Source organism: Mycobacterium paragordonae, from assembly GCF_003614435.1.
GTDB lineage: Bacteria > Actinomycetota > Actinomycetes > Mycobacteriales > Mycobacteriaceae > Mycobacterium > Mycobacterium paragordonae.
The window spans coordinates 5,047,437-5,067,074 of the sequence record NZ_CP025546.1 but is presented as its reverse complement, the minus strand read 5'-3'; the positions used below and the strand labels follow the sequence as shown (position 1 = coordinate 5,067,074).

Below are 19,638 nucleotides of genomic sequence, written 5' to 3'. Positions count from 1 at the left end.
TCGGCGAATGTCGGTGACTCGTTCCCCGCAAGCGGGGGGACCCCCAGCGCCTAGCCAACCCAGCCAGCGCGGCTCCCACAGCTCCCGCGGCTCCAAAACAGGGATGGGCGATGGACATTCAAGCTGACTACATAGTGATCGGCACGGGCTCGGCCGGTGCTGTCGTGATCAACAGGCTCACCGCCGACCCGGGCACCGAGGTGGTGGCGCTCGAGGCCGGCCCGGGCGACACCAACAGGTTCATCGGGATCCCCGCCGCCTTCTCCAAACTCTTCCGCAGCGAGGTCGACTGGGATTACCTCACCGAACCCCAACCGGAACTCGACAACCGCCAAATCTATTGGCCCCGTGGCAAAGTCCTCGGCGGCTGTTCGTCGATGAACGCGATGATGTGGGTGCGCGGCTTCGGCGCGGACTACGACGAATGGGCCAAGCGGGCCGACGAGCAATGGTCGGGATCGGCCGCGCTGGAGTACTTCCGGCGTATCGAGGACGTCACGGCCGCCTGGCACTTCGTCAGCGGTGACGACAGCGGGGTCACCGGCCCGTTGCACATCTCCCGTCAGCGCAGTCCGAGACCGTTGACCGCCGCCTGGCTGGCCGCCACACGTGAATGCGGGTATCCGGTGGCCCGGCCGAATTCGACTGCCCCCGAAGGCTTTTGCGAAACCGTGGTCACCCAGCGCCGCGGTGCCCGGTTCAGCACGGCCGACGCCTACCTCAAGCCGGCGATGAGCCGCAAGAACCTCACCCTGCTCACCGACGCCACGGCCACCCGGATCATCTTCGAGGGCACCAGGGCGGTGGGTGTGGAATACCAACGGGCCGGCCACAGTCACGTCGTGCACGCCCGCCGCGAAGTGGTGCTCTGCGGCGGCGCCGTCAACAGCCCACAGCTGCTCATGCTCTCCGGCGTCGGCGACCGCGACCAACTGGCCGAACACGGCATCGAGACCGTGCACCACGCACCCGAAGTGGGGCAGAACCTGATCGACCACCTGGTGACGCCCGTGGGTTTCGACGTCGACGACGACAGCCTGTTCTCCGCCGAGAAGCCGAAGCAGTTGATCAACTACCTGTTGCGGCGGCGCGGCATGCTCACCTCCAACGTCGGCGAGGCGTACGGGTTCGTCCGCAGCGACCCCGACCTCGAGTTGCCCGACCTGGAACTGATCTTCGCCCCGGCGCCCTTCTACGACGAGGCGCTTCAACCCGCGGCCGGGCACGGAGTCGTCTTCGGGCCGATCCTGGTCGCTCCCGAGAGCCGCGGACAGATCACGCTGCGCTCCGCCGACCCACACGACAAACCGGTCATCGACCCGCGTTACCTCTCCGATCCACGCGATCGCGAGGCCATGATGGTGGGTCTGCGGATATGCGCGGAACTCGCCCAGGCACCCTCGCTGCGCGACGTCCTCGGCCCGGTGGTGCGGCCACGCAACTGCGCCGGACTCGAAGAAGCCACCCTCGAACAGGCCCTGAACGCGTGCTCGCACACGCTGTACCACCCGATGGGCACCTGCCGGATGGGCAGCGACGACGACAGTGTGGTGGACCCGCACCTCAAGGTGCGCGGAGTCGAGCAACTGCGGGTCGCCGACGCCTCGGTGATGCCCAGCACCATCCGCGGGCACACCCACGCGCCGTCGGTGCTGATCGGGGAAAAGGCCGCTGATCTGATCCGCAGCTAACCCACAGCCAACCGACGTGCCGGGCACCGGTGATCTGTGCACAATGGCACGCATGACGGGCTGCCTCCGATGACCATGAACGCCAGACGGCGCCGGGTGCACGACAAGCTGGCGAAGTTGCCGGGAGTGCGGCCGGTACGGCGGCCGGTGTCGCCGGGAAGCGACGACGAATTCGACCTGTTCTACGTCCGCACCGGCCACAAGTCGGCGCATCCGCTGGTGGTCATCCCGGGCGGGCCGGGAGTGGCCTCGCTGCGGCTGTATCAGGGGTTCCGGCGCCGCGCGGCAGCGGCCGGGCTCGACGTCATCATGATCGAGCACCGGGGGCTGGGCATGTCGCGCCACGACGATGCGGGCGCCGACCTGCCCCCGGAGGCGCTGACCGTCGAGCAGGTGGTCGACGACGTGGCCGCCGTGCTGGACGACGCGCACGTGGACTCGGCGGTCATCTACGGCTCCTCCTACGGCAGCTACATCGCCGCGGGCGTCGGCGTCCGCCACCCGCAACGGGTGCACGCGATGATCCTGGATTCGCCGGTGCTGTCCGCCCACGACATCGTGGCGGTGCGCGATGCGATCCGCGGCGTGCTGCTGACCGGCGACAGCCCCGACACCGAGGAGCTGGCGCCCAAGATCCGGCGCCTCGTCGACGCCGGGGTGATGACGCCGTCGGCGGGACAGGTCGCCGCGACGGTGTACGGCTACGGCGGGGCACCGATGCTCAACCACCAACTCGACCTGCTGCTCACCGGGCGCAGGATGCTGTGGCGGGCGCTGGTGCGCTTCACCACGATGGGCGTCAGCCAGAAGGTGCCGTACCGCTACGAATCCGATCTGGTGAGCCGCATCGCGTTCCGCGAACTCGACTACGCCGCCGAACCGGACGGGCTGCCACTCGACCCCGCCATGGCGGTACGCGAAACACTGGTCAAGACAGCCGATTTCGAAGCCGAACCCTATGACCTGATATCGGAGTTGCCGAAATTCACCTGGCCGACCGTGGTGATCGCCGGCGGCCGTGACCTGGTCACGCCGCTGGCGGTGGCCGAACGTGCGATGTCACTGCTGCCGAACGCCCGGCTGTTGCGGTTGCCCACCATGGCGCACAGCGCGCTGGACTTCCGCGAGCCCGCGGCGCTGGAGATCGCCCGCGCGGTGTGCCGCGGCGACTTCGACCGGCTGGCCGGGCGTGCCGAGGAACTGGACGCGCTGCCGGCGCGGCTGCCGATGCGTGTGCTGTGGAAGGCGATTGACGTCGCGGCCACCGTGGAGGCGGCCGTGCCGCCGCTGCTGCACCGCGTCAGCGCATGAATCCGATTGCGGTGTAGTCCAAGTCGGCCAACCCCCGAGCGCCGAAATTCGCCAGCTTGCTGCGCACCGCCACCGGGCCCGGAGACTGGATCAGCGGCAAACTGAAGCCTTCGGCCCAGATGAGCCGGTCGACGTCGTTGGCCAGCGCCCGGGCCTTGCCGGGGTCGAGTTCGCCCAGCGTTCGTTCGATCGCGTCGTCGATCTCCGGGCTGCCGATCTTGCCGAAGTTGCTGTCTCCGTTGGACGCGTAGATCTGGGTGAGGCCGGACAGCGGGAACGCGTCGCCCACCCAGCCGAACAACGCGATGTCGAACGCCCCGACGTTGACGTAGTCGCGGAAAAAGCCGCTGCCGGAACGCGATTGCAGATCCAGCTTCACACCGACCTCGGCGAGGCTGTGCTGGGCGATCTGGGTGACCGCTTTGGTGCTCTGCGCGTCGTAGAACAGCATCCGCACCACCAGCTGCCGGCCGTCCTTCTCACGGAAACCGCTCTCGGAGTTCAGCTTCCAGCCCAGCGCGTCGAGTTCACGTTTGGCCCGCTCCGGGTCGTACGGAATGCTGTTGTCCTGGTAGCCTTCCTGCCCGGCCACGAAGATGTGATTGTTCAGCGGGACCGGGTCGCCGGTGAGGCCGTGTAGCGCAACGTTGGCGATGGTGCGCCGGTCGATGCCTTCGCTGACCGCCAACCGCAGTGACCGGTCGGACAGGATCGACCCGTTGGCGCCGTTCATCGTGAAGTGCGTCCACACCGGTGCCGGCGCCTGCCGGATCGAGATCCCCTTGGTGCGTTCGGCGATGATGAGTTGGTCGAGCGAGGCTACGCCGGTGGCGTCGATGGTGTTGTTCTGCAGGGCCGGCAACCGGGCCGGGTCGTCAAGCACCAGGTAGGTGATGGAGTCCAGTCGCGGCTGGGTGCCCCACCATCTGGGGTTTCGGGTCAACACGATTCGCTGTTTGGCCCGATCGAGCGTGCTGACGATGAACGGTCCGGCGGACAGACCCGGAGCGTCCAGCCAACCCTTGTTGAACGCCTCCGGGGTGGCGGTCACGCTTTCGGGCAGCAGCATGCCGTTGCCGGCGAACATGCCGCGCCACTCGGCGTAGGGCTTGGCGAAGGTCATGATCGCCTGGCGGTCGTCGACGCCCCGGGTCACCGAGGCGACGCGGTCGGCGCCGTTGGTGGTGGCGATCTCGAAGGCGGTATCCGTCCCACTGGTGGCGTGGATCTGGCTGGCAATGTCGCGCCAGGTGATGGGGCTGCCGTCGGACCAGACCGCCTTCGGGTTGATGGTGTAGGTGATGACCTGCGGGTTGGTCCCGGTGAGCTCGACGCTGGTGAAGTAGTTGGTGTTGACAGTCGCCGAGCCGTCTGCGGCGATGGTGAAGGCGCTGGGCAGTGTGGATTTCAGCATTCCGGCGGTCTCCGAGGAGTTGCCGTCGATGTGCAGGATGTTGAAGTTGGGCGGGAAGTCGATCAGGGCCAGCCGCAGGTTGCCGCCCTCTTGCAGGGTCTGCGGGTTCTGTGGGTTGAGGTCGCTCGCGGTGCCGACGGCGCCGCGGCCGGTGGGTGTCAGTTGGCCGCCGGTCGAGCACCCGGACAACACCGATGCGGCGACCAGGATTGCCGCCGCGACCCGGCCCGCCCGGCTACGCATGGCCCGGCTCCGGTTGCGGCACCGCACCCAACAGCCGGCGGGTGTACTCGTGTTGCGGGTTGTTGAACACCTGCTCGCTGTCGCCCTGTTCCACCACGGCACCGCGGAACATCACCACCACCTGATGGGCCAGGTGTTTGACCACCGAAAGATCATGAGAGACAAAGAGATATGACAGGCTGAACTGATCCTGCAGGTCGAGCAGCAGGTTGATGATGCCGGCCTGGATCGAGACATCCAGGGCCGACACGGGTTCGTCGAGCGCCAGGATCTGGGGTTGCAGGGCCAACGCCCGCGCGATACCGATGCGCTGCTTCTGCCCGCCGGAGAACTCGGCGGGATAGCGGTTGGCGTCGGCGCGGCGCAGACCCACGATGTCCAGCAACTCGGCCACCCGGGCGTTGCTGTCGTTCCGGCTGAACCCGTTGGCCCGCAACGATTCAGCCAATAACTCGGAGACGGGAAGTCGCGGATCCAGCGACGCCACCGGATCCTGGAACACCGCCTGGATATTCCGGCGCAGCGATCGTCGGCTGCCCGTGCGAAGCGTGCTGACATCGGTGCCGAGCACCTCGATCGAACCCGACTGCGGTGCCGTCAGTTCCAGGATCTGGTTCAACGTGGTCGACTTGCCGGAACCGGATTCGCCGACGATGCCCACCGTGCGGCCCTGCTGCAGCTCGAAACTGACGCCGTCGACGGCCCGGACCTCACCGACGGTGCGGCGCAGCACGACGCCCTTGGTCAGGGGATAGGTCTTGACCAGATCCCGGACCCGCACGACGACGGTCGAGTCATCTGGCGCGGCGACCACCTGTTCGGTATTGACGTCGTAGATTTCGGCGGCGCTGCGTCCCGCGGCCTTCTCGGTGCGGATGCAGGCTGCCCGATGCCCGGGTCCGACTTCGATCAATTCCGGCTCCGCAGTGCGGCATTCGTCGATGGCCAGCGGGCAGCGCGGCGCGAAGGGGCAGCCCGGCTCCAGGCCTGCCAGCGACGGCGGGGCGCCGGGTATGGGCACCAGCCGGGTGCCTTGCGGGGCGTCCAGTCGCGGCACCGAGCCCAATAATCCGATGGTGTAGGGCATTTGACGGTCTCGGTACAGGTCGCTGACGCCGGCCGACTCGACCACCCGACCGGCGTACATCACCAGGGCCCGGTCGGCGAACTCGGCGACCACACCAAGGTCGTGGGTGATGATCAGCACGCCGGCGCCGGTGACGTCGCGCGCCTTCTTGAGCACCTCGAGGATCTGGGCCTGCACGGTCACGTCCAGCGCGGTGGTCGGTTCGTCGCAGATCAGCAGGTCCGGGTCATTAGCGATCGCCATTGCGATCACCACCCGTTGCCGTTCACCACCGGACAGCTCGTGCGGAAAGGCCCGGGCCCGCTGGGCAGGCTGCGTAATACCCACGAGCTCAAGCAATTCCACCGCACGCTCGCGGGCCGCCCTTTTCCCGACGTCGTGCTGATGTACCCGGACCGCCTCGGCGATCTGATCGCCGACGGTATAAACCGGGGTCAGCGCGGACATCGGGTCCTGGAACACCATGCCGATCGACTTGCCCCGAAACCGCGACATGCCGTCGTCGCCGAGACCCAGCAGTTCGGTGCCCTGCAGTCGCACCGAGCCGCTCACCGTGGCGTACTCCGGCAGCAGGCCCATCACCGCCATCGCCGCCGCGGACTTGCCCGACCCCGATTCGCCCACCATCGCGACCACTTCACCGGGGTTGACGTGGTAGCTGATGCCGCGGACCGCGGTCACCGGGATGCCGTCAGTGGGGAAGGTGACGGCCAGGTCGGCCACCTCCAGCAGGGAACTCATTCGGCCCCCCGTCGCAATGTCCTGGCGCCGGGATCCAGCGCGTCACGCAGGCCGTCTCCGGTCAGGTTGGCGCACAAGACGATCAGCACCAACACTCCGGCCGGAACCAGGAAAACCCAGGGGAAGGTGGTGGCGGCCTGGGTGCCGTCGGCGATCAGGGTGCCCAGCGACACATCAGGGGGCTGCACGCCGAAACCCAGGAAGCTCAAACCGGTTTCGGCCAGGATGGCGAACCCTACGTTCAGGGTGGCGTCGATGATCAGGATGGACGCCACGTTGGGCAGCACATGGCCGACGATGATCCGCCGGCTCGAGACGCCCATGTACCTTGCGGCCCTGATGAAGTCGTGCTCGCGCAGGCTCATCGTCAGGCCGCGCACCATGCGCGAGCTGATCATCCAGCTGAAGGCGGCCAGCAGCAGCACCAGCGACATGATGTTGGCCGAATTCCTGGTCCGCGGCGAAACGATGGCGATCAGAATGAAACTCGGCACCACCAGCATCAGGTCGACCACGAACATGAGCACCCCGTCGCGCCAGTCCTTGAAATAGCCGGCGATCGAGCCGACGGTGGCGGCGATACCGGTGGACATGATCGCGACGCAGAGGCCGATCAACATCGACTTCTGCATGCCGCGCAGCGTCTGCGCCAGCATGTCCTGACCAATTGCGTTGGTGCCTAACCAGTGCCGGGCGTTGGGTGGCTGCAGCAGCGCGTTGAAGTCGAGGTCGCGGTAGGAGAAGGGCAGCAGCGGCGGCAGTGCGTAACACCCGATGAACAACAGCACCAGCAACGCCAGGGCCACCACCGCCGAACGGTTGCGCAGGAACCGGCGCAGCACCAGCGTGCGACGTGAGGTGAATTCGACGGCTTTGACCGCGGTCATGACACACGCACCCGCGGGTCCAGCGCCGCATAGAGGATGTCGGACAACAGCCCGGCCAGCAACGTGACGGCGGCGGAGAACAGCGTGATCGCGGCAATGATGTTGGTGTCCTGGGTGGCGATGCCGCGGATCGTCCATTCGCCCATGCCGTGCCAGCCGAAGATCTTCTCGACGAACACCGCACCCCCGACGAGTCCGGCGACGCTGTAGGCGAACAGGGTCGCCATCGGGATCAGCGCGGTGCGCAGGCCGTGTTTGACCAGTGCGCGGCGGCGGGTCAGGCCCTTGGCGCGGGCGGTGCGGATGAAGTCCTGCCCGAGCACGTCGAGCATCGCGTTGCGCTGGTAGCGGCTGTAGCCGGCCGCGGCGCCCAGCGTCAGGGTGAGAGTGGGAAGTATCAAATGCTTCAACCGGTCGCCGACCGCCGCCCAACTGCCCTCGATCACACCCGGTGACGTCTCGCCGGTGTAGTCGAAGAGCTGGAAACCGAGCGCCCAGTTCGTCCGCAGCGCCCCCATGATCAGCAGGTTGGCGATGACGAACGTCGGCGTACTCAGGATGAGCAATGCCGAGATGGTGACCACGCGGTCGCTGAGCCGATACTGGCGGATCGCGCCCCACGCCCCGAGCGTCACCCCCAGCAGCGTGCCCAGCACCGATCCGATGACCAGCAGCCGCAGGGTGACCCCGATGCGGCGGCCCAACTCGACGCCGACCGGCTGCCCGGTCACCGTCTTGCCGAAATCGCCGTGCACGGCGTGCGAAACCCAGTTCACGTACCGGATCGGGATCGGCCGGTCCAGGCCGAGGTCGTGCGCCTTGGCGTCGATCACCGCTTTGGGCGGGCGCGGACTGCGCTGCATCAGACTTTCCAGCGGCGAGAACGCCACCGAGGTGAGGCAGAAGGTCAGAAATGACGCTAGTGCCAGCAGCACGAAGTACTTCGCCAGCCGGCGCAGCAGAAAACGCGTCACGCCCTACCACCCTGCCGCATTGGGACAGGGTAGCGATCCGGTGCCGAACATTCAGATCCGGCTGATTCGCACCGGTGTAATCCGGCCGACCGATTGTTAAGATCCGCGGCGACCCGCTGGCAAATAAAATTCCGCGATACCCGAGGGAGACTTGCGTGACGGTTACCGACGACTACCTAGCCAACAACGCCAACTACGCGAGCAACTTTCAGGGGCCGCTGCCGCTGCCGCCGAGCAAACACGTCGCGGTGCTGGCGTGCATGGATGCCCGCCTCGACGTCTACCGTGCGCTCGGGATCAACGAGGGGGAGTCGCACGTCATCCGCAATGCCGGCGGCGTGGCCACCGACGACGCCATCCGGTCGCTGGCGATCTCCCAGCGACTGCTGGGGACCAAGGAGATCATCCTGATCCACCACACCGACTGCGGCATGCTCACCTTCAATGACGACGAGTTCAAGCGCAGCATCCAGGAGGAGACCGGCGTCAAGCCGCCGTGGGCGGCCGAGGCGTTTCCGGACATCGCCGAGGATGTCCGCCAGTCACTGCGCCGGATCGAGAACAGTCCATTCGTCACCAAGCATGAGTCGTTGCGCGGGTTCATCTTCGACGTCGCGACCGGCAAGCTCGAAGAGGTCACCCTCTAGGCGCAAGCGCATCAGCCCACCTTGTAGACCGCCAGCGCCTTGGCGAGCAGTGCACCCTGCGGGTCCACGATCTCGGCCTCACAGTTGACCAGCGAGCGGCCCCGCCGCAGCGCGCGGCCGACTGCGATCACGTCGGTGGCGCGCGCGGGCGCGATGAAATCCAGATTCAGCGACACGGTCACTCCGCGTAACTGAGGCGGCGCCTCCCGGCCACACCACGCCGCCGCCATCACCGCCAAATCGGCGAGCGTGGCTAGGGCACCGCCATGCACGATGTCGGCCACGGTGGCGGTGGCCGGATCCCACGGCAGACGCAGTCGGACTTCGTCGTCACCCAGATGGTCGACGACAATGCCGAGCTTGGCGGCGAAAGGGGACTGCGGCAGAAACGCCGCGATCACGTCGCGGCCGTTCGCGGATTCGGTAGGGGTGCTCACCGGTCCATGCTTGCGTGCGTTCGTCCGCAGCAAAAGGGTCTGGCCTTGGGATGTCCTAATCCTGAGGCTGCTCGTCCCTCTCACCGACCATCCAGCGCGAAAGCCCTCTGAAAATGAAGTAGTCGACTACCTAATGCCGTCACGTCGTTTCCCGCCACGCTGGGCTCGATGGTAACCATGCCCGTGCGTGAATACCGAAGTCGTCAGGCCGAGCGGGAGAGTGTCAAGAGATGTCGTATCTGAATGCGGTGCCGGAGCTAATGACCACGGCCGCAACTGATTTGGGCCGCATTGCTTCGGCGCTCAACGATGCCAACGCCGCCGCGACCGCTCGAACGACGACGGTCCTGTCCGCTGGTGCCGATGAGGTGTCAGCGGCGATCGCGAGCGTGTTCAACGCTCATGCCCGGGAGTACCAGGCGCTCAGCGCGCAGGTCGCGACATTCCATGACCAGTTCGTACGGGCGCTGACCGAGGGTGCCGGTGCCTATGCCAGTGCTGAGGCCGCGGCGGCCTCCCCGTTGCAGACTGCGCTCGCCGTGATCAATGCGCCGTTCCTGACGCTGACTGGTCGACCTCTGATCGGCAACGGCGCCAACGCAGCTCCGGGCAGCGGAGCCAACGGCGGGGACGCTGGATGGTTGATCGGCAACGGCGGCAACGGGGGGTCCGCGACGGTGGGCGCTGCAACCGGCAGGCCGGGTGGCAACGGCGGTCGGGCGGGGCTCATCGGTAACGGTGGCGCCGGCGGCGCCGGTGGGCTCGCTCTGAACCTGCCCGGCGGCGCCGGAGGCGCGGGCGGGATGGGCGGGCTGCTGTTCGGTACCGGCGGTGCCGGCGGCGCGGGTGGGGGTTCTTACGGGTTCGTCACTGGCCTGCCCGGTGGCGCGGGCGGAACCGGCGGTGCCGGTGGGTTGTTCGGCGCGGGGGGTGCCGGCGGTGCGGCTGGTTCGACCAGTTCCGAGGGTGGCGTGGGCGGCACCGGCGGCGCCGGCGGGCACGGCGGACTATTCGGACCGGGTGGAGCGGGTGGCCTCGGCGGGGACAGCACCTCCAACACCAACCGGGGCAACGGTGGAGCCGGGGGCGCGGGCGGGGACGGCGGGCTTTTCGGTGATGGCGGCGCGGCGGGTACGGGCGGTACCGGCAAGTTCGGCGGACATGGCGGAACCGGGGGCACTGGCGGCATACTCGTCGGCTCCGGCGGGTCCGGGGGCACCGGCGGTATATCCAGCGGTCCGAGCGCCTCCATAGGCGGCGAGGGCGGTGCAGGCGGGAAATCCGGAGTCATCGGCAACGGCGGTAACGGCGGTGCTGGAGGCGACAACTTCTCGATTGGCAGCGGCGGCACTGGAGGCCCCGGCGGCGCCGCCTGGATTGTCGGCGATGGTGGCACCGGCGGCAATGGTGGATTCAGCGGGGCGTATGGCCTCGGTGGTCCTGGTGGCAGCCGCGGACTGCTGATCGGACTGGACGGCGCGGCGGGGCTGCGCTGACCCTTGTCGCGGCACGCCCCGCGCGCGACAACGCGTCGCGCTACCGGCGATCGGATGCATTGACACCGGCGTCAGCGGCTGGTTCTATATTCTCTAATAACCGTAAATCTGGTCAATCCAACCAACTTAACCGGGAAACGATGCTGATGACTACCGACGTCAAAGCCGGCCCCGCCGTCGGTCAGTACGAGTTGAGCCATCTGCGCTCGCTCGAAGCCGAGGCGATCCACATCATTCGGGAAGTGGCCGCCGAATTCGAGCGCCCAGTGCTGCTGTTCTCCGGCGGCAAAGACTCGATCGTCATGTTGCATTTGGCGCTCAAGGCTTTTCGGCCCGGCCGCCTACCGTTCCCGGTGATGCACGTGGACACTGGCCACAACTTCGACGAGGTCCTGCAGACCCGCGATGAGCTGGTCGCAGAAGCCGGGGTGCGCCTGGTGGTGGCCTCGGTGCAGGACGACATCGACGCCGGCCGGGTGGTCGAGACCATCCCGTCGCGCAACCCGCTGCAGACCGTGACGCTGCTGCGCGCCATCGGCGAGAACAAATTCGACGCGGCCTTCGGCGGCGCCCGGCGCGACGAGGAGAAGGCGCGGGCCAAAGAGCGGGTGTTCAGCTTCCGCGACGAGTTCGGCCAGTGGGACCCGAAGGCGCAGCGTCCCGAATTGTGGAACCTCTACAACGGGCGCCACCACAAGGGCGAGCACATCCGGGTCTTCCCGCTGTCCAACTGGACCGAGTTCGACATCTGGTCTTACATCGGCGCCGAGAAGGTGAAGTTGCCGTCGATCTACTTTGCCCACCCGCGCAAGGTTTTTCAGCGTGACGGCATGCTGCTGGCGGTGCACCGGCACCTGCAGCCGCGCGCCGACGAGAAGGTGTTCGAGACCTCGGTGCGGTTCCGCACGGTCGGCGACGTCACCTGCACCGGCTGCGTCGAATCCGAGGCGGCCACCGTGTCGGAGGTGATTGCCGAGACTGCGGTGTCACGATTGACAGAACGCGGAGCCACCAGGGCGGACGACCGGATATCGGAGGCCGGCATGGAAGACCGTAAGCGACAGGGGTACTTCTGATGGCGACACTTCTGCGCCTGGCGACCGCGGGTTCGGTCGATGACGGCAAGTCCACGCTGATCGGACGATTGCTCTACGACTCCAAAGCCGTGATGGAAGATCAGTGGGCAGCCGTCGAGAAGACCTCGAAGGACCGTGGTCACGAGTACACCGACCTCGCATTGGTCACCGACGGGCTGCGGGCCGAACGCGAGCAGGGCATCACCATCGACGTCGCCTACCGCTATTTCGCCACTCCCAAGCGGAAATTCATCATCGCCGACACTCCCGGTCACATTCAGTACACCCGCAACATGGTGACCGGCGCCTCCACCGCTCAGTTGGTGATCGTGCTCGTCGACGCGCGGCACGGCCTGCTGGAGCAGTCCCGCCGGCACGCCTTCCTCGCGTCGCTGCTGGGCATCCAGCACATCGTGCTGGCCGTCAACAAGATGGACCTGATCGGTTGGGACAAAGAACAATTCGAGGCGATCCGGGACGACTTCCACGCCTTCGCGGCGCGGCTGGATGTGCAGGACGTCGCCACCATCCCGATCTCCGCACTGCACGGCGACAACGTCGTGACCAAGTCCGAGCAGACGCCCTGGTACGAGGGGCCGGCGCTGCTGTCACACCTCGAAGAGGTGTTCATCGCCGGCGACCGCAACCTGGTCGACGTGCGGTTCCCCGTCCAGTACGTCATCCGCCCGCACACCCACGAACATCAGGACCACCGCAGTTACGCCGGCACCGTGGCCAGTGGCGTGATGCGCCCCGGTGACGAAGTCGTCGTGCTGCCGATCGGCAAGGCCACCCGGATCGCCGCGATCGAGGGCCCGAACGGCCCTGTGACAGAGGCTTTTCCGCCGATGGCGGTATCGGTGAGTCTGACCGACGACATCGACATATCCCGCGGCGACATGATCGCCCGCACCAACAACCAGCCCCGGGTCGTCCAGCAGTTCGATGCGACCGTGTGCTGGATGGCCGACGGATCGGCGCTGGAGCCGGGCCGCGACTACATCATCAAGCACACCACCCGAACCACCCGTGCGCGGATCACGGGACTCGACTACCGGCTCGACGTCAACACGCTGCACCGCGACAAGACGGCAACGGCCCTCAAGCTCAACGAACTCGGTCGCGTGTCGCTGCGTACCCAGGTGCCCCTGCTGCTCGACGAGTACTCCCGCAACGCCAGCACCGGGTCCTTCATCCTGATCGATCCGGACACCAATGGCACGGTGGCGGCGGGCATGGTGTTGCGTGATGTCGTGGCCCAGAAGGCAAGCCCGAACACCGTGCGGCACAAATCGCTCGTCACCGCCGCCGATCGCGCGATTCAGGGTAAGACGGTGTGGCTCACCGGTTTATCCGGCGCCGGCAAGTCGTCGGTGGCCATGCTCGTCGAGCAGAAGTTGCTCGAAAAGGGCATTCCCGCTTACGTTCTCGACGGCGACAACCTGCGGCACGGCCTGAACGCCGACCTGGGCTTCAGCATGGCCGACCGGGCGGAGAACCTGCGCCGGCTGGCGCATGTGGCCACGCTGCTGGCGGATTCGGGTCAGATCGTGTTGGTGCCGGCCATCAGCCCGCTGGCCGAGCACCGCGAGATGGCTCGGAAGGTCCACGCCGACGCCGGATTTGAGTTCTTCGAGGTGTTCTGCGACACCCCGCTGAAGGAGTGTGAACGGCGCGACCCCAAGGGCCTGTACGCCAAGGCGCGCGCGGGGGAGATCACCCACTTCACCGGGATCGACAGCCCGTATCAACGGCCGAAGGACCCGGATCTGCGGCTCACCGCCGACCGGAGTGTCGAAGAGCAGGCGCAGAGCGTGATCGACATGCTGGAAGTGCGCGCCTAAGAGCCCGACGCGCGAGGCTGGCACAATCCTGGTCATGCGGATGTCGGCCAAGGCGGAATACGCCGTGCGGGCGATGGTCCAGCTCGCGACGGTCCCCAGCGGCACGCTGGTCAAAACTGACGAGCTGGCCCAGGCCCAGGGCATTCCGCCGCAGTTCCTCGTCGACATCCTGACTAATCTGCGGACCGACCGACTGGTGCGCAGCCACCGGGGACGTGAGGGCGGGTACGAACTGGCGCGGCCGGGAACCGAGATCAGTATTGCCGACGTGCTGCGTTGCATCGACGGGCCGTTGGCCAGCGTTCGCGACATCGGCCTCGGCGACCTGCCTTATTCCGGGCCGACCGTCGCCCTCACCGATGTGTGGCGGGCGCTGCGGGCCAGCATGCGTTCGGTGCTCGAGGAGACGACCGTGGCCGATGTCGCCAACGGCACCCTGCCCGAGCATGTTGCGCAAATGGCCGACGACTACCGCGACCAGGAGAGTGAACGGCACGGCGCCGCGCGCGGTTAGCCCGAGCCGTAGGGCCTGGTCAGGATCTCCATCGCGTGACCGGCCGGATCCCGGAAGTACACGCCGCGGCCGCCGTCGCGGGTGTTGATCTCTCCCGAGCGTTGGGCGCGAGGATCTGCCCAGTGCGGCAAGCCGCGGGCCGTGATCTTGCCGTAGATCGCGTCGAACTCGGCTTCGGAAACCAGAAACGCATAGTGCTGCGGCCGGATCTCGTCGCCGTCGGCGGCGTCGGCGTAGTCCAGGCTCGCGCCGTGATCCAGCGCCACGACGAGGAACGGGCCGAACGGGGTGGGGCTGGGCAGGCCGAACAGTTCGGCCAGGAACTCCGCGGATTCTTGCTTGTCGCGCGACGCGACGATGGTGTGGTTGAAGCTGATACTCATAGTTCTCGCCAGTCTCCCCTGTCGGCGCCGAGCGTGCACAGATGTACAGCGACACGCCGCCGGCGCTGGCATTCTGTGCACCCGCGCGGTCAGGAGTGGCCGCCGGCGGCCTCACCTAGCCGCGGCGAGCGCCCGCGTGTTGCCGCCGACACGCCGCAACGGCCGTGCATCTGGGGCCCCTCGCGGCCAGAGGGACATGAACTAGGGGCAGCGGGCCAAGCGCCCAAGACCTACTTCGGCGCCGTCAGCTCCAAGGCGATGTTGTCCGGGTCGCGAAACTCCAGGATGTACGACGGCCCGATGTCCTTGATCGGCTCGTGGGCGATGCCGAGCTCGTCGAGATGCTCTGCCGCAGTATCCAATTCGGCTTTGCTGCCGACCCGGAACGCGATGTGGTCCAGCCCGCAGCGGTTCTCGTCGAAGCGGTCATCGGCCACCGGCCGCAATCCCAGCAAGGCGCCGCCCATGTCGTAGATCACGCCGCCGAACAGAAAGCCCAACCGCCGGCGGGTCGCTTCATCGGCATTGTCCGGCGCCTCGATCAGCACCGGCCAGTCGAACACGCTCTCGTAGAACTGCCGCGACCGCTCGATGTCGGTGACGGTGAGTCGAACATGCGCAATTGACGTGCTGGTTAATGCCATCCAACCCATGCTGCCAGAATCAATCACGTGCAGATAGGTATGACCATGCCCGTGATGGAGCCCGACCTGGACGCGGCGCTGCTGCGGCAGTGGGCGCAGGCGATCGACGAGGGCCCGTTCTCGTCGCTGTGTTGGGGCGAGCGCATCGCCTTCGACAACCCGGACAGCCTGACGCTGCTGGGTGCGATATCGGCATGGACCCAGCGGGTGCGTCTCGTGACGACGGTGATCGTTCCGCAGCTGCACGACCCGGTCATGCTCGCCAAGGGCCTGGCCACCGGCGACATGCTCAGCGGCGGCCGACTGACGGTGGGAATCGGTGTCGGCGGCCGGCACGAGGACTACAACGCGGTCGGCGCCGACCCCAAGACGCAGACAATCCGCGGCATGGCCGAACGGGTCGCGGTCATGAAGCGCGTGTGGGCGGGGGAGAAGACCACCGAGTCAGTACGGCCCGTGGGGCCCTCGCCAATCCAACCCGGTGGCCCACCGCTGCACGTCGGCACCATCGGACCCAAGACCGTGCGCAGCGCGTCGGCCTGGGCCGACGGAATGGCCGGAACCACTTTGGACCTCGACGTCGCCAAGCAGAACGAACTGTTCGATGTGGCGCGCACGGCCTGGTCCGAGGCCGGCAAGCCGGAACCCCACCTGGCGACCTCGTTCTGGTTCGCGTTCGGCGACGCCGACGACGCCCGCGGCCAGGTGCACCGACACCTGCGGCGCTACATGAACTGGATCCCGGCCGAGTACGTCGACGCCATGGCGCCGATGACCGGCTGGGCCGGCACCGAGGACGACCTGGTCGCGGTGCTCAAGAGGTTCGCGGACATCGGCACGCACGAAGTGCAGCTCATCCCCACCAGCTCGGACATCGAGCAACTGCGCCGCGCGGCCGACGTCGTCGCCGCGTTGTAGTCAGCCCGCCGCCGCCTCGTGGACGGCGGCGGACTGATCCGTCGGCAGTCCCTTGCGCAGGGTGGCCAGCAGTTCGCGGTACGGGCCGACCAGGTAGACGGTGTCGCCGCCTTCCAGGCGGGCGTCGCGGCGCGGATGCAGCTTGACTTGCCCGTCGGGTCCGGTGATCGCGATGACGCGGGTCTGCGTGGACAACTCGTGCATGGGCTTGCCGTCGAGCTCGCTGCCGGAGGCGACGCGCATGCCGCCCACCATGAATGAGCGTTGCCCGACGGAGAACGTGCCCAGCACCTGCAGTCCCATCGCGGCGCCGATGAACCAGGGCGCCGCCAGATCGACCGTCGAGCGGACGTGGTTGAACCCGAACCGCTGTGCCACCGCGGATCCCAGCGAGCGGTCGTACACCCGCAGCACCAGCGGAACGTGCTTGCGGTGCAGCTTGCGGTGGGGTCGGGCGTTCAGCATCTCCCGCAGGACGATGCCCACTTCGATGTTGACCATGTCGTCCTGGGTCAGCACGGCTACCGCGCGTGCCTTCTCGATCCCGGCGTATTCCAGCGTCTGGCGTAGTGTCGCGTCGCCGAAGATCACCGGAACATCGAGTTCGGCCGCCGAGGCCAGGTAGCGATTGTTGTCGTCGAGTTCGATCACGGCGACGTCGCATCCGGCGGTGACCAGGTCGCTGACCACGCGGCTGCCGAATGAGCCCAGCCCGACGACGATGATGTGGTTGCGCATGTGGCGCACCCGCGAGCGCCCGGCCGAGCGGACGAAACGGCGCGACAACAGCAGGTCGGCGACGAAGGCGACCAACAATGCGGTGGTGGTGACGCCGGCGAACATCAACATGATGCTGAACAGCCGCAACCAGATCGGCTGGTTCGCGAAGCTGAAGTCGCCGTAGCCGACCGTCGCAATGGTCTCGGTGGTGAAGTACAGGGCGTCGATCCAGTTCATGCCCGGCATCCGGTAGCAGAAGCGCAGCACCACCGTCGACACCACCAGCAGGGCCAGCGCCGCCCCCAACGCCCGGTAGAACATCGGGTTCACTTCGTCGCGCACCGTGCGCACCGCGTCCATGCCGCGGTGCATTCGGGGTCGCCCGGAGCGGGTGGGTACTGGGCGGGGCACCTGGAGGCCGCGAGCCGTGACCTCCTCGGCGGTGCCGATCATCACTGTCCAGTCCTTGGCGTGCACCTGCAGGTCCCGGCCCGGACATGCAACCACCTCACCGGGAGCGGGGGAGTCCTTTCCGCCGATCACCGCCACGGGCGCCAGATCGCCGTAGATGTCGCGCAGGGTCGCGTCCCGCGGTGCTTCGGACCCGGAGACCACGAAGTGGATGCCTGCGGCGTCGAACGGGTGCGCGGTGTAGGCCAGTACCGATTCGACCACCGAGGGCGCGGCTAGGTCGGCGACGTCCAGGATCGCGCCCGGACCGTTGTCGGCGGCCATCGCCTCGCGCAGCACGTCGTTGGCCAGTCGGGCGACGACCCGCACATGTGGGTTGGCTTTCCTTGCAAGCAAGGCGATTTCGAGGTTCTTCGCGTCGTCGTCGCCGACGCACACCACGGCGTCGGCGTTGGTGAGGTCGATCCCGACCAGGTTGTCACCGGTCAGCATCGCGACATTGGCGCCGACTTTGTTGAGTTCCTCGATGATCGTCGCGGCCAGCGCGTCGTCACCGCTGACGATGATGTGGCGCACCATGTTCCGCCCGCTCCGCCATGAGTCGTCCCGCATGAACACCCACTCCCGATGACATGGGCGTCGGCCGGCTTGAATTGACTATCGATCACCGCGCCGGTTGACGCCAGCATGACGCGCTTATGTGTCGATCCGGAACTTATCTTGGTCGCGGGCTAATTCCACTGCAATCGCAGCGACTAGGTCGGCCGGTTGCCGGTGGGCTGCGGTGCGGCCGTGGGTTTGGGTGCCGCGGTCGGCTGCGGTGCCGCGGTGGGTTTGGGTGCCGCGGTCGGCTGCGGTGCCGCGGTGGGTTTGGGTGCCGCGGTCGGCTGCGGTGCCGCGGTGGGTTTGGGTGCCGCGGTCGGCTGCGGTGCCGCGGTGGGTTTGGGTGCCGCGGTCGGCTGCGGTGCCGCGGTGGGCTGCGGTGCCGCGGTGGGTTTGGGTGCCGCGGTGGGCTGCGGTGCGCCGGTGGGCTTCGGCTGCACGCCCGTCGGCTGGACTCCGGTGGGTTGCACGCCCGTCGGCTGCGCGCCCGTCGGCTGGACGCCCGTGGGCTGGACGCCCGTCGGCTGGACGCCGGTCGGCTGCACGCCCGTCGGTTGCGCACCAGTGGGCCGCGGCGTTCCCGTCGGCTGCACGCCCGTGGGCTGCGCCCCCGTGGGCTGCGCCCCCGTCGGCTGGGCCCCCGTAGGTCGCGGCGTCGCCGTCGGCTGAACAGCCGTCGGCTGAACACCGGTCGGCTGCGCACCGGTCGGCTGAGCACCGGTGGGGGTCGCGCCCGTCGGCAGCTGGGCACCCGGACGCCGCGTCGCCGTCGGCAATGGTCCGAGCGGCAGCGAACCGACCGGCGGCGGCGGCGCCGTCCGCGTCGATTGCACGGGAACCGTCTGACCCACCGCGATGTCGGGCTGGAACGGGTTGGCCGCCTCTTCCCCGACCGGTGTCACGGCCAGCAGCTGCATCGACTTCGCGGGTTCCGGAGCGGGCTGCACGGCCACCACCGACGACTGCGCGAACGTCGGCCAGCCCTTCCCGCTGTAGGTGGGAGTCACGTCGCGCTCCGGCTCGGACAATGGGCTGCCGGAAGTGCCGCGCACGCGGGGAACTCCCTGCGCGTCGACCAGAACCGGAGTGCCCGCCTGCAGCACCGACTGAAAGGGCGCCGCGGCACCATTCCGATACGAGTGATCCGTCACCGCGGTGTCGTGGATCAACACCACCGGCGTCAGCGAACCGACATAGCCGTCCACGTCCTGGGCTCCCGCGGCGCTACGCCACGCGGTGGCCATCGGCGGGTTGGCATCCAGTTCCGTCACCAACTTGTCCCGGTCCAACACCGGAACGCCGGTGACGCCGCCATACAGCTCCGGTTGAGTGCCCGAGACGTCCACCGGACTGGCCGCACCCCCGGACGCCGCAATCGGACCCGGTGTCTCGCCTTCGGTGGGCAGAGCCACCGTGCTCAGGTCAGTCGTCCAGGGATACGCGCGGGACGACGCGGACTGCAGCACGACCTCGCGCTGCACCGCCGGCTTTCCCGACTTCGAGCAACTGGCCACGCCGACCAACACCGACGCGACTGCAAGGCCGATCACAAGCGCCGACGCCGTTTGCTGACGGCCGCCTGGCCGCCCCCGCAAAC

General features: G+C 67.6%; 16 protein-coding genes and 1 pseudogene. 8 read left to right on the top strand and 9 right to left on the bottom strand.

What is annotated here, in order from left to right; genetic code table 11:
* Window positions 1-110 precede the first annotated feature (110 nt).
* Window positions 111-1,691, top strand: coding sequence for a GMC family oxidoreductase (locus tag C0J29_RS22775; protein ID WP_065046259.1), 1,581 nt, complete (start codon window positions 111-113; stop codon window positions 1,689-1,691).
* Window positions 1,692-1,760: 69 nt separating this feature from the next.
* On the top strand, window positions 1,761-3,002 hold the full coding sequence (locus tag C0J29_RS22770; RefSeq protein ID WP_065046426.1) for an alpha/beta fold hydrolase: 1,242 nt from the start codon (window positions 1,761-1,763) through the stop codon (window positions 3,000-3,002).
* Here the strand turns inward: C0J29_RS22770 and C0J29_RS22765 are convergent.
* Genes C0J29_RS22765 through C0J29_RS22750 form a run of 4 tightly spaced genes read right to left on the bottom strand, consistent with a single transcriptional unit; the run spans window position 2,992 to window position 8,348 of the window.
* The gene (locus tag C0J29_RS22765; RefSeq protein ID WP_065046424.1) at window positions 2,992-4,659 is read right to left on the bottom strand and encodes an ABC transporter family substrate-binding protein; all 1,668 of its coding nucleotides are present in this window, start codon (window positions 4,657-4,659) and stop codon (window positions 2,992-2,994) included. The genes C0J29_RS22770 and C0J29_RS22765 overlap by 11 nt on opposite strands.
* Window positions 4,652-6,487, bottom strand: a complete 1,836-nt coding sequence (locus tag C0J29_RS22760) for a dipeptide ABC transporter ATP-binding protein (protein WP_065046257.1) — start codon at window positions 6,485-6,487, stop codon at window positions 4,652-4,654. The genes C0J29_RS22765 and C0J29_RS22760 overlap by 8 nt, the downstream gene beginning before the upstream one ends.
* Window positions 6,484-7,374 carry an ABC transporter permease gene (locus C0J29_RS22755; RefSeq protein ID WP_065046255.1) on the bottom strand — a complete coding sequence of 297 codons (891 nt, stop codon included), beginning with the start codon at window positions 7,372-7,374 and terminating at the stop codon, window positions 6,484-6,486. Before C0J29_RS22755 ends, C0J29_RS22760 begins: the two co-directional genes overlap by 4 nt.
* Entirely contained in the window at window positions 7,371-8,348 is a 978-nt protein-coding gene (locus C0J29_RS22750; protein ID WP_065046253.1) for an ABC transporter permease, read from the bottom strand. The genes C0J29_RS22755 and C0J29_RS22750 overlap by 4 nt, the downstream gene beginning before the upstream one ends.
* 155 nt (window positions 8,349-8,503) lie before the next feature.
* Here C0J29_RS22750 and C0J29_RS22745 point away from each other — a divergent pair, with 155 nt between their 5' ends.
* Window positions 8,504-8,995 (top strand): beta-class carbonic anhydrase, encoded by a 492-nt coding sequence (locus C0J29_RS22745; protein ID WP_065046251.1) that lies wholly within the window; start codon window positions 8,504-8,506, stop codon window positions 8,993-8,995.
* 11 nt (window positions 8,996-9,006) lie between these two features.
* Here the strand turns inward: C0J29_RS22745 and C0J29_RS22740 are convergent, their stop codons facing one another.
* Window positions 9,007-9,396, bottom strand: a complete 390-nt coding sequence (locus C0J29_RS22740; RefSeq protein WP_120794910.1) for a PaaI family thioesterase — start codon at window positions 9,394-9,396, stop codon at window positions 9,007-9,009.
* Window positions 9,397-9,662: 266 nt separating this feature from the next.
* Here C0J29_RS22740 and C0J29_RS22735 point away from each other — a divergent pair, with 266 nt between their 5' ends.
* The 4 genes and pseudogenes from C0J29_RS22735 (at window position 9,663) to C0J29_RS22720 (ending at window position 14,362) form a co-directional block, all read left to right on the top strand.
* On the top strand, window positions 9,663-10,928 hold the full coding sequence (locus tag C0J29_RS22735; RefSeq protein ID WP_120793634.1) for a PE family protein: 1,266 nt from the start codon (window positions 9,663-9,665) through the stop codon (window positions 10,926-10,928).
* Window positions 10,929-11,024: 96 nt separating this feature from the next.
* Window positions 11,025-12,004, top strand: a pseudogene (gene cysD / locus C0J29_RS22730) (sulfate adenylyltransferase subunit CysD).
* Window positions 12,004-13,848 carry an adenylyl-sulfate kinase gene (gene cysC / locus C0J29_RS22725; protein ID WP_065046247.1) on the top strand — a complete coding sequence of 615 codons (1,845 nt, stop codon included), beginning with the start codon at window positions 12,004-12,006 and terminating at the stop codon, window positions 13,846-13,848. The pseudogene cysD and the gene cysC overlap by 1 nt, the downstream one beginning before the upstream one ends.
* Before the next feature lie 34 nt (window positions 13,849-13,882).
* The gene (locus C0J29_RS22720; RefSeq protein WP_065046245.1) at window positions 13,883-14,362 is read left to right on the top strand and encodes an Rrf2 family transcriptional regulator; all 480 of its coding nucleotides are present in this window, start codon (window positions 13,883-13,885) and stop codon (window positions 14,360-14,362) included.
* On the opposite strand, the gene C0J29_RS22715 is transcribed toward C0J29_RS22720, so the two are convergent.
* Together C0J29_RS22715 and C0J29_RS22710 are read right to left on the bottom strand one after the other, a co-directional pair.
* Window positions 14,359-14,745 carry a VOC family protein gene (locus tag C0J29_RS22715; RefSeq protein WP_120793633.1) on the bottom strand — a complete coding sequence of 129 codons (387 nt, stop codon included), beginning with the start codon at window positions 14,743-14,745 and terminating at the stop codon, window positions 14,359-14,361. The genes C0J29_RS22720 and C0J29_RS22715 overlap by 4 nt on opposite strands.
* 230 nt (window positions 14,746-14,975) lie before the next feature.
* Window positions 14,976-15,389, bottom strand: coding sequence for a VOC family protein (locus C0J29_RS22710; RefSeq protein ID WP_120793632.1), 414 nt, complete (start codon window positions 15,387-15,389; stop codon window positions 14,976-14,978).
* A gap of 39 nt (window positions 15,390-15,428) precedes the next feature.
* On the opposite strand from C0J29_RS22710, the gene C0J29_RS22705 reads away from it, so the two are divergent.
* The gene (locus C0J29_RS22705; protein ID WP_065161427.1) at window positions 15,429-16,307 is read left to right on the top strand and encodes an LLM class flavin-dependent oxidoreductase; all 879 of its coding nucleotides are present in this window, start codon (window positions 15,429-15,431) and stop codon (window positions 16,305-16,307) included.
* Here the strand turns inward: C0J29_RS22705 and C0J29_RS22700 are convergent, their stop codons facing one another.
* Window positions 16,308-18,050 carry an NAD-binding protein gene (locus C0J29_RS22700; protein WP_120794909.1) on the bottom strand — a complete coding sequence of 581 codons (1,743 nt, stop codon included), beginning with the start codon at window positions 18,048-18,050 and terminating at the stop codon, window positions 16,308-16,310.
* Between the two features lie 143 nt (window positions 18,051-18,193).
* Entirely contained in the window at window positions 18,194-19,591 is a 1,398-nt protein-coding gene (locus C0J29_RS34505; protein ID WP_162951536.1) for a DUF6777 domain-containing protein, read from the bottom strand.
* Window positions 19,592-19,638 lie beyond the last annotated feature (47 nt).

Bases quoted from the DNA above. Each gene is read 5' to 3' on its own strand.
- C0J29_RS22700 (WP_120794909.1), bottom strand. From the start codon at position 18,050: ATGCGGGACGACTCATGGCGGAGCGGGCGGAACATGGTGCGCCACATC.
- cysC (WP_065046247.1), top strand. From the start codon at position 12,004: ATGGCGACACTTCTGCGCCTGGCGACCGCGGGTTCGGTCGATGACGGC.
- C0J29_RS22715 (WP_120793633.1), bottom strand. From the start codon at position 14,745: ATGAGTATCAGCTTCAACCACACCATCGTCGCGTCGCGCGACAAGCAA.
- C0J29_RS22765 (WP_065046424.1), bottom strand. From the start codon at position 4,659: ATGCGTAGCCGGGCGGGCCGGGTCGCGGCGGCAATCCTGGTCGCCGCA.
- C0J29_RS22755 (WP_065046255.1), bottom strand. From the start codon at position 7,374: ATGACCGCGGTCAAAGCCGTCGAATTCACCTCACGTCGCACGCTGGTG.
- C0J29_RS22735 (WP_120793634.1), top strand. From the start codon at position 9,663: ATGTCGTATCTGAATGCGGTGCCGGAGCTAATGACCACGGCCGCAACT.
- C0J29_RS22710 (WP_120793632.1), bottom strand. From the start codon at position 15,389: ATGGCATTAACCAGCACGTCAATTGCGCATGTTCGACTCACCGTCACC.
- C0J29_RS22720 (WP_065046245.1), top strand. From the start codon at position 13,883: ATGCGGATGTCGGCCAAGGCGGAATACGCCGTGCGGGCGATGGTCCAG.
- C0J29_RS22770 (WP_065046426.1), top strand. From the start codon at position 1,761: ATGACCATGAACGCCAGACGGCGCCGGGTGCACGACAAGCTGGCGAAG.
- C0J29_RS22705 (WP_065161427.1), top strand. From the start codon at position 15,429: ATGACCATGCCCGTGATGGAGCCCGACCTGGACGCGGCGCTGCTGCGG.
- C0J29_RS22775 (WP_065046259.1), top strand. From the start codon at position 111: ATGGACATTCAAGCTGACTACATAGTGATCGGCACGGGCTCGGCCGGT.
- C0J29_RS22760 (WP_065046257.1), bottom strand. From the start codon at position 6,487: ATGAGTTCCCTGCTGGAGGTGGCCGACCTGGCCGTCACCTTCCCCACT.